12 protein-coding genes are annotated in these 8,796 nt (G+C 66.3%); 8 read left to right on the top strand and 4 right to left on the bottom strand.

Annotated features, from left to right (window positions below):
* The 3 genes from NP3_RS38545 to NP3_RS38540 form a co-directional block, all read left to right on the top strand.
* Nucleotides 1-255: DNA-3-methyladenine glycosylase I (locus NP3_RS38545; protein WP_174566307.1), on the top strand; the 255-nt coding region annotated here is incomplete at its 5' end.
* A gap of 180 nt (nt 256-435) precedes the next feature.
* Nucleotides 436-603, top strand: coding sequence for a DUF3117 domain-containing protein (locus tag NP3_RS47330; protein ID WP_011211259.1), 168 nt, complete (start codon nt 436-438; stop codon nt 601-603).
* 16 nt (nt 604-619) lie between these two features.
* Complete coding sequence (locus NP3_RS38540) at nt 620-1,450, top strand: putative RNA methyltransferase (RefSeq protein ID WP_174566306.1); 831 nt, start codon at nt 620-622, stop codon at nt 1,448-1,450.
* On the opposite strand, the gene glgA is transcribed toward NP3_RS38540, so the two are convergent.
* Nucleotides 1,426-2,583: a glycogen synthase gene (gene glgA, locus NP3_RS38535; protein WP_063046646.1), complete on the bottom strand. Its 1,158-nt coding sequence runs from the start codon at nt 2,581-2,583 to the stop codon at nt 1,426-1,428. The genes NP3_RS38540 and glgA overlap by 25 nt on opposite strands.
* A gap of 137 nt (nt 2,584-2,720) precedes the next feature.
* Here glgA and glgC point away from each other — a divergent pair, with 137 nt between their 5' ends.
* Nucleotides 2,721-3,935: a glucose-1-phosphate adenylyltransferase gene (glgC, locus tag NP3_RS38530; RefSeq protein WP_040695098.1), complete on the top strand. Its 1,215-nt coding sequence runs from the start codon at nt 2,721-2,723 to the stop codon at nt 3,933-3,935.
* Here the strand turns inward: glgC and NP3_RS38525 are convergent, their stop codons facing one another.
* The 3 genes from NP3_RS38525 to NP3_RS38515 all read right to left on the bottom strand — a co-directional run bounded on the left by NP3_RS38525 (nt 3,936) and on the right by NP3_RS38515 (nt 5,232).
* Nucleotides 3,936-4,130: a hypothetical protein gene (locus NP3_RS38525; protein WP_040695099.1), complete on the bottom strand. Its 195-nt coding sequence runs from the start codon at nt 4,128-4,130 to the stop codon at nt 3,936-3,938.
* Between the two features lie 90 nt (nt 4,131-4,220).
* A complete protein-coding gene (locus tag NP3_RS38520; protein ID WP_063046644.1) occupies nt 4,221-4,478 on the bottom strand; it encodes a hypothetical protein in 258 nt (85 codons plus the stop codon).
* A gap of 121 nt (nt 4,479-4,599) precedes the next feature.
* Complete coding sequence (locus NP3_RS38515) at nt 4,600-5,232, bottom strand: O-methyltransferase (RefSeq protein ID WP_371856482.1); 633 nt, start codon at nt 5,230-5,232, stop codon at nt 4,600-4,602.
* 390 nt (nt 5,233-5,622) lie between these two features.
* Between NP3_RS38515 and sigE the strand changes: the two genes are divergently transcribed.
* The 4 genes from sigE (at nt 5,623) to tatB (ending at nt 8,741) form a co-directional block, all read left to right on the top strand.
* Complete coding sequence (gene sigE / locus NP3_RS38510) at nt 5,623-6,228, top strand: RNA polymerase sigma factor SigE (RefSeq protein WP_063046647.1); 606 nt, start codon at nt 5,623-5,625, stop codon at nt 6,226-6,228.
* Nucleotides 6,229-6,318: 90 nt separating this feature from the next.
* Nucleotides 6,319-6,705, top strand: coding sequence for a zf-HC2 domain-containing protein (locus NP3_RS38505; RefSeq protein WP_040695126.1), 387 nt, complete (start codon nt 6,319-6,321; stop codon nt 6,703-6,705).
* Nucleotides 6,706-6,715: 10 nt separating this feature from the next.
* Nucleotides 6,716-8,269: a trypsin-like peptidase domain-containing protein gene (locus NP3_RS38500; RefSeq protein ID WP_063046643.1), complete on the top strand. Its 1,554-nt coding sequence runs from the start codon at nt 6,716-6,718 to the stop codon at nt 8,267-8,269.
* Between the two features lie 55 nt (nt 8,270-8,324).
* On the top strand, nt 8,325-8,741 hold the full coding sequence (gene tatB / locus NP3_RS38495) for a Sec-independent protein translocase protein TatB (RefSeq protein ID WP_063046642.1): 417 nt from the start codon (nt 8,325-8,327) through the stop codon (nt 8,739-8,741).
* The last annotated feature ends 55 nt before the right edge of the window (nt 8,742-8,796 follow it).

Genomic DNA, 8,796 nt, shown 5'->3' with positions numbered 1-8,796 from the left:
GAAGCGTCGATCGCCAACGCCCGGGTGGCCGCCGACCTCGATATCGGACTCGACGAGTTGATCTGGTCCTTTGCACCGGCCGCCCGGCCGAGGCCGCGCGCGATTACCGAGGTGCCCGCGACCACCCCCGAATCCATAGCTCTGGCAAAAGAATTGAAGCGGCGCGGGTTCCGCTTCGTCGGCCCGACAACGGCCTACGCGCTCATGCAGGCGACCGGAATGGTCGACGACCACTTGGCCGATTGCTGGGTCTAGGGAGGACGGCCCAACACAGGCCGAGCGGTCACATTTCGAACTCAGGTATCCGTCCACTCCGGCGATAGGGAAGAATGGGACGGGTGTAGCTCGCCAAATGCCGGCGAGCTCACTAGTTGGTGACAACTGGAGTTCCAAGAAAGTGCGCAGCATATCGCGCAGATCTGGAGGGAGCAGAGGATGGCGGCCATGAAGCCCCGCACCGGGGACGGTCCCCTCGAGGCAACCAAGGAAGGGCGTGGAATCGTGATGCGGGTTCCACTCGAGGGTGGCGGGCGTTTGGTCGTTGAGCTCACGCCGGATGAAGCGGCAGCGCTCGGTGACGAACTGAAGAGTGTCACCAGCTAATCCCACACTCGCTGATGTGGCCGGTCTGCTGGCCTGTCCGGAATGCGGCTCGGAAATGGAGTCGCGGGATCGGGCGTTGCGCTGCGGACACGGGCACAGTTTCGACATCGCCAAACAGGGTTATGTCAGTCTGTTGACCGGTGCGTCGACGAAAATGACCGGCGATACCTCGGCGATGCTGGACGCGCGCGCCGCGTTCCAGGTCGGGGGACATTTCGCGCCGATCGCCGATGCGGTGGCCACGGCCGTCGCGGCCGACGATCCGGTGCTCGATGACGCGGCTGTACTCGAGGTCGGTGCCGGAACCGGGTACTACCTGGCCGCGGTACTCGATGCCGTTCCGGCCATCGGGATCGCTTTGGATGTGGCCAAACCCGCGGCCCGACGCTGTGCCCGCGCCCATCCGCGTGCCGCCTCGGTACTAGCCGACGCCTGGCGCGGACTGCCGGTTCGAGACGGTGCGCTGCATCGAGTGGTCTCGGTATTCGCGCCTCGTAATCCGAGCGAGGTCGCCAGGGTGCTCATCGCCGACGGCCGGTTCGTCGTCGCCACACCTACCCCACGTCATCTGGCCGAGCTTGTCGGCCCACTCGGCATGGTGACGGTCGACCCGGACAAGGATCGCCGTCTCACCGACGCCATGTCCGGCCACTTCGACGCGGTAGACCGCACCGTCGTCGAATACCCGATGAAGCTCACCCGCACCGATATCGGCAACGTGGTGGCGATGGGCCCGTCCGCCCACCACGCGACCAACCACCTGGACGGCCTACCGGACACGTTCGAGGTGACCGCCTCGGTCCAGGTCTCGACCTTCCGACGTCAAAACTTGCGAACCTGGTCGTAGATCGCCACGGTTTGGGCGGCGATCTGCAGCCAGTCGAATTCGGCGATGGCGCGGTGGCGTCCGGCGGCGCCGAATTCGGCGGCGAGCACCGGATCACCGGCGACCTCGTTGACCGCCGCGGCCAGATTGCGTTCGTACTGCTCCGGCGCATTCGCGTCGTAGTGCACCAGGCGACCGGTCCGGCCGTCCACGACCACCTCCGGAATGCCGCCGACATCGGAGGCGACCACCGCGGTCGCACACGCCATGGCCTCGAGATTCACAATCCCCAGCGGTTCGTAGACCGAGGGGCAGACGAACATCGTGGCCGCGGCCAGAATCTGGCGAATCTGCTCGGTCGGCAGCATCTCGCGCACCCAGAACACATTGCCGCGCGCCTCGGTGAGTTCCACGACGGCCGCGGCGACCTCGGTTTCCAGCTCGCGGGTGTCCGGCGCGCCCGCGCACAGCACCAACTGGATTTCCGGATCGAATTCGCGGGCGGCCGCGAGCAGATGCCCGACCCCCTTCTGCCGGGTGATGCGACCGACGAAGGCCACCATCGGCAGGTCGCTGCGCACGCCCAATTCGTCCAGGATCGTGCGGGCTTCGCCGACGGGCGGTCCCGGATGCCAGACGGTCGCGTCGATACCGTTGTGCACCACATGAACCCGGTCCGGATCGATCGTCGGATAGGCGTCGAGCACATCGTGGCGCATGCCCTCGCTCACCGCGATGATCGCGTCGGCGTACTCCACGGCATTGCGCTCCGACCAGGACGACAGCCGGTAGCCGCCGCCGAGCTGTTCGGCCTTCCACGGCCGTCGCGGCTCCAGCGAATGCGCGGTCAGCACATGCGGTATCCCGTAGAGGGTGGCGGCGAGGTGTCCGGCGAGCCCGGTGTACCAGGTATGCGAATGCACCACGTGCACCTCACCCGCGGCATCGGCCATCCGCAGCTGGGCCGACAGCATCTGCATCGCGGCATTGGCGGCGTAGAGCATCGGATCCGGTTGGTGCACTACGGCATCCGTGCGCGGCACGCCCATGCAATGCACGGTCACCTCGCACAACTGCCGCAATTGCGCAGCCAACTGGGTGACATGGACGCCTGCCCCGCCGTACACCTCGGGGGGATATTCGCGCGTCAACATAGCAACGCGAAGCCGGTCGTGATCGCCGGCTTCCGCCCCCGCACCCCCACCGCCCGTGCCGAAACTCACGGCTTCAAACTAGACGTTCACTTTGGCATGGGCCACCTGTACCCGCGTCGCGCGGTAGTTTGGCAGGTGTGAGGAGCCAGCCGCACGTACTCGGGATCGTGCTCGCCGGTGGCGAGGGTAAGCGCCTGTTCCCCCTCACCGCGGATCGGGCCAAACCAGCTGTCCCCTTCGGCGGTGCGTATCGACTGATCGATTTCGTTCTCAGCAATCTCGTCAACGCGGGCTATCTGCGCCTGTGCGTGCTCACCCAGTACAAATCGCATTCACTGGACCGACACATCTCGCAGACGTGGCGGCTTTCCGGTTTCGCGGGTGAATACATCACGCCGGTGCCCGCGCAGCAGCGGCTCGGTCCGCGGTGGTACACCGGCAGCGCCGATGCGATCATGCAGTCGCTCAACCTGATCTACGACGAGGATCCGGACTACATCGTGGTCTTCGGCGCGGATCACGTGTACCGGATGGATCCGGAGCAGATGGTCCAGCACCACATCGACTCCGGCGCGGGCGTCACGGTCGCGGGCATCCGGGTGCCGCGCAGCGAGGCGAGTGCCTTCGGCTGCATCGACTCCGACGAGTCCGGGCGGATCACCCAATTCCTGGAGAAGCCCGCGCATCCGCCGGGCACACCGGACGACCCGAACGTCACCTTCGCCTCGATGGGCAACTACGTCTTCACCACCAAGGTGCTGGTGGATTCGATCCGGGCCGACTCCGACAACTCCGATTCCGATCACGATATGGGCGGCGACATCATCCCGGCGCTGGTCGCCGCGGGCGAGGCCTCGGTCTACGACTTCGCCGACAACGAGGTGCCCGGCGCGACCGAGCGCGATCGCGGCTACTGGCGCGATGTCGGCACCATCGACGCGTTCTACGAGGCCCATATGGATCTGGTCTCGGTGCATCCGGTCTTCAATCTCTATAACAAGCACTGGCCCATTCGCGGCGCGGCGGAGAATCTGCCGCCTGCCAAGTTCGCGCAGGGCGGGCTCGCGCAGGAGTGCGTGGTCGGCGCCGGGTGCATCCTGTCGGCCGCGACCGTGCGCAATTCGGTGCTCAGCTCCAATGTCATGGTCGATGACGGCGCGACCGTCGAGGGCAGTGTGATCATGCCCGGCGTCCGGATCGGGCGTGGCGCGGTGGTGCGGCGCGCGATTCTGGACAAGAACGTGGTCGTCGGCGAGGGCGAGATCATCGGCGTGGATCTGGATCGGGATCGGGATCGTTTCGCGGTCAGCAACGGCGGCGTGGTGACCGTCGGCAAGGGCGTCTGGGTCTGACTACGTCGGATTCGACGGACAGAACGGCGCGCAGGCGCCGGGGGTTTTCGGCACTGTCGTGGCCGGTGACTTATCGCCGAAATCGGCGGTGACGACCAATAGCATCAGCACAACGGCGAGACCGAGCACCAGCACGAGAAAGATCGCCGACCAGCCCCAGTTGATCGGGTCTCGATCATCGTTGTCGCGAAACACGCTGAACCTCTCCCCGATCGCCACTCCCGGGACATCCTCTACTCCTTGATACCCAGTCGGCGGCGGTTTCGCGCGAAATATTTCCGAGGGTTATCGCGGGCCCGGTTCCGGTGGCGCGACGGTGACCGTGCAGAACGGTTCGCACGGACCGGGAGTCAGCGGAACTTTTGTGCGCTCGGTGCCGAAATCGGCATTGCTGACCCACAACAGCACCACCACGGCCAGCACCATGATGAAAATCAGAAAGCCGAGAGCGGGCAGCAGACAACCGCCGCGTGCTCGTCCCTCTTTGATCGTGTGGCCGAAATGGCCGATTTCTAGGATCTGGGATCCGCGCTCCCACACCATGGGCGTACCTTGCCGTCGTCGAACCTGGCATCAGCTCGAATACCCGTCCGGCGGCGATGAAATCCGCACACGGCGAATGAAATCCGCACGCTCCCAACGCTTGTGAATAGCCGGACGGTTACTAGCCCCGAGATGCGCAGAGCAGACCGTCGCCGACCGGGATCAGCACGCTGGTGAGTTCGGGATCCTCGGCGATCGCCCTGGTCGCGGCGCGCACGGCCTGGGTCGCCGGATCGCGCTGAGTCTGGTCCGGAACCCGGCCGCCGAGCAGGGCGTTGTGCAGCAGGATCGCGCCGCCCGCGCGCAGCAGCCGCACGGCCTGGGTGACGTATTGCGGATGCTCGAGCGGGGCCGCATCGATGAAAACCAGGTCATAGGCGCCGTCGGCGAGCCGGGGCAGCACATCGAGGGCTCGGCCGTTGATCAACCGGGTTCGCGCGGGCAGGATCTCGGCGGTCCGGAATGCCTCCTTGGCCGCGCGCTGATGCTCGGGTTCGGAATCGATGGTGGTCAGGGTCCCGTCCTCGCGCATGCCATCCAGTAGCCACAGCCCGCTGATCCCCGCGCCCGTCCCCACCTCGACCACCGCACGCGCACCGAGCAGCTGGGCATACATGCTCAGCAGGGCGCCGACCGAGGGTGGTACGGGTAACGCGCCGAGTTCAGTGGCCCGCTCACGCGCGCTGACGAGGACCTCGTCTTCCACGACGGATTCCTCCACGTAGGAGAGATTTCGCTCCAGATTCGATGCCACGCCTATGAATCTAGGGCACGAAGTCGCAAGTTTGGCTCATCGGTGAAGCGTTATCCCGTGGCCGTGCGATTAATTGTTTGTCGGGGGCGGGGGCGGATTCTCAGGTGTCCCTCAGGATCTCCACACCCTCGGCATATCGAGGCAGGAAAGAGTATGGGCAAGCAAGACCAGCCGACCGTCCGGCACGGGGGCGCGGGAACAACGACATACCGATCGTCTGTTGTAACCGTACGTGACGATCCGAGACCCGGATCGCCACCAGATCCGCAGCCACGGTCCCGAGTAGGAGGTATCACCATCCACATGGTCGATGCGGCGCGCGAGTTCGCCACCCTGCCAGCGCAAGCTATCCCGACGGAAGCGGCGCAAATTCTCCCGACGGAGGCCGAAATGCACGACGAGGACGTCAGCGAAGTCGAGCTGACCGGCACCGCGGCCTTCGACGCGACGGGCGACCGTTCCGCGATGCCGTCCTGGGACGAGTTGGTCCGCGAACATGCCGACCGGGTGTACCGCCTGGCCTACCGACTTTCCGGCGATGCGCAGGACGCCGATGATCTGACCCAGGAAACCTTCATTCGGGTATTCCGTTCGCTGTCGAATTACCAGCCGGGCACCTTCGAGGGCTGGCTGCACCGCATCACCACGAACCTCTTCCTGGACATGGTGCGCAGGCGCAACCGGATCCGGATGGAGGCGCTGCCCGAGGATTACGACCGGGTGCCCGCCGAGGGACCGAGCCCGGAGCAGGCCTATCACGACTCCCGCCTTGATCCCGACCTGCAATCCGCCCTGGATTCGCTGGCTCCGGAGTTCCGCGCGGCGGTCGTGCTCTGTGATATCGAGGGTCTGTCCTACGAAGAGATCGGTGCGACCCTCGGTGTCAAGCTCGGCACCGTGCGCAGCCGCATCCACCGCGGCCGTCAGGCACTGCGCGACTACCTTGCGCATAATGGAAGTGAGCAGCGGTTCGCCGCTGACGCGAACCTGGGGTGATCCGGCGCGAGCCGAACCGCACCCGACGGCCGGATATCCGTTCGGTCGAGCGCAGGAGTGGATGATGTCGGTTGGAAGGGTGAGCACCGAATGAGTGGCGACGCCAGCACGTCAGGTCGTCCCCGTTTCCGTCCCACCGAGCATCTGGCCAGCGAGGCGATCGCGGCCTATGTGGACGGCGAACTGCGGATGAATGCCTATCTGCGTGCCGCCCAACATCTTTCCGTCTGCCCCGAATGTGCGGCCGAGGTCGACGCACAGCAGCAGGCGCGGATCGCGCTGCGCCGGGCCGGTCAGGTGTCGATTCCGACCGATCTGCATGACAGCCTCACCCGCATTCCGCTCGCCGAACTGCCCGGCGGCGCAACCAGCGCGGCCGCCCGGCCGCCCGCCGGAAGCCCCCGCAACGAGGCGGTTTTCGGATTTCTGACCGATTCGTTCACCGCGACCCGGTGGACAACCTGGTGGCGCAAGTAGAGTTTGCCGAGTGACCACCGAATCGACGAATTCCGGGCCGTCGGAATCGCGGCCCTCCGCAGGCGACACCAACGATTCGGCGCCCCGGGGAAATTTAAGGCCGTCGGACGCGCCGGTACTCGGACCGCGCCCGGTCTACCGGCCCCACGTGGACGGTCACACGGCGCATGCGTTCCGCCGCCCCTCGGGCCAGGCCGGTTCGTTCGGCGAGCAGCCCAAGTCGACCGGTTCGGGCGTGCCACAGGTCGGCCCGGAACTGCACAACAGCCCGCCCGACGCGGTGCTCGCGGAGGCTTTCGGTCGCCCCGAAGGCTCCACCGAACTCCTGCAGCGTGATCCCGACGCCGCCGACACCGGCGCACCGGTGGCCGGTCCGGCCGATCCGTGGCGCGATCCCGATGCCGCCGCCCGGCTCGGCGCACCCGCCGTCGCGACCCCGCGCCCCGCACCGCTGCCGCAGGCGCGGAAGCTCTCGGCCAGGGAGGTGCTCTTCGGCTCTCGGGTGGCGCCCAAGGCGCTGGCCCTGCTCGCGGCCGTCGCGCTGGCCATCGGCGTGCTCGGCGGACTGGTCGGCCGGTTGACCGCGGAGGCGACGTCCCCGTTGACCTCGCGCAAGGTCAGCCTGGAGCAGTCCGGCGAGATCGAGCGCCCGCACGGCCTGATCGCCAAGGTGGCCAATGCGGTGCTGCCCTCGGTGGTCTCGATCCGGGTCACGGTCGGCGACAACGGCGCGACCGGTTCCGGCGTGGTCATCGACGGCGCGGGCTACATCGCGACCAACAATCACGTGATTTCGATGGCGGCACAGGACAAGTCGAACCGGGCCGCCATTCAGGTGACCTTCTCCGACGGCAGCCGGGTGCCCGCGAATATCGTCGGACGCGATCCGAAGACCGATCTGGCGGTACTGAAGGTCGATGTGAAGAATCTCACTGTCGCCAATCTGGGCAAGTCCAAGGACGTCCAAGTGGGTGACGACGTGCTGGCGATCGGTTCGCCGCTCGGCCTGAGCAAGACCGTCACCTCCGGCATCGTCAGCGCCCTGCACCGTCCCGTCGCGCTCTCCGGTGAGGGCAGCGACACCAAGGCCGTCATCGACGCGGTGCAGACCGACGCCTCGATCAATCCGGGTAACTCCGGTGGCGCGCTGGTCGACATGGAGGGCCGGGTCATCGGTATCAATACCGCGATCCGCAGTGAGACCGGCGGTTCGGTCGGCCTCGGCTTCGCGATTCCGGTGGATATGGTGACCAATATCGCGCAGACCCTGATCCGCGACGGTCAGGTGCACCACCCGAAGATCGGTCTCAGCGCCCGCAGCAAGCAGGTCGCAAACGATGTGATGAGTGGCGCGGCCGTCGCCGATGTGGAACCCGGCGGACCGGCGGCGAAGGCTGGAATCGTCGAGAACGATGTCATCGTGAAGATCGGCGATCGCGAGGTGACCGGTCCGGACGAGCTGGTGGTCGCCGTGCAGCAGCGCAAGATCGGCGAGACGGTGAACGTGCAGTTGATCCGCGATGGCAGGCAGGTGGACGTGCCGGTCACACTGGAATCGGACTGAGCCGCGGATGGAATCCGAAGCGGCTCGGCTACGTCGGCCCAGGTAGCCTGGACTCGTGTTCAGCAACATCAGCTGGGGCGAGATGGTCATCCTCCTCGTCGCCGCCCTCGTGATCCTCGGCCCGGAGCGACTGCCCGGGGCGATTCGCTGGACCACGCAGAGCCTGCGCAAGGTTCGCGACTACGCGAGCGGTGCGACCCAGCAGCTGCAGCAGGAGCTCGGACCGGAATTCGAGGACCTGCGTAAGCCGCTGGCCGATCTGAACGAGCTGCGCCAGATGTCGCCGCGCCAGATGGTCACCAAACATCTTCTGAATGGCGACGATTCGGTCCTCCGCGAATTCGAGAAGGCGATCCCGGACAAGCAGGACCTGCTCGGCGCCGGCGGCGGCATGCCGGACTACCCGATGCCCAAGCTCGAAAAGCCCTTGGAGCACAACGAACGTCCGCCGATCGACACCGACGCGACGTAACTGTGTTTGATTTGCCGCACCTGCGGCGCGGCGTGTTCGCGGCCCCCTTCTGTCT

Origin of the sequence: Nocardia pseudovaccinii NBRC 100343 (assembly GCF_001613225.1) — a bacterium.
GTDB lineage: Bacteria > Actinomycetota > Actinomycetes > Mycobacteriales > Mycobacteriaceae > Nocardia > Nocardia pseudovaccinii.
Note: the sequence above shows the minus strand (reverse complement) of the source record. Positions and strands in the feature narration are given on the sequence as shown.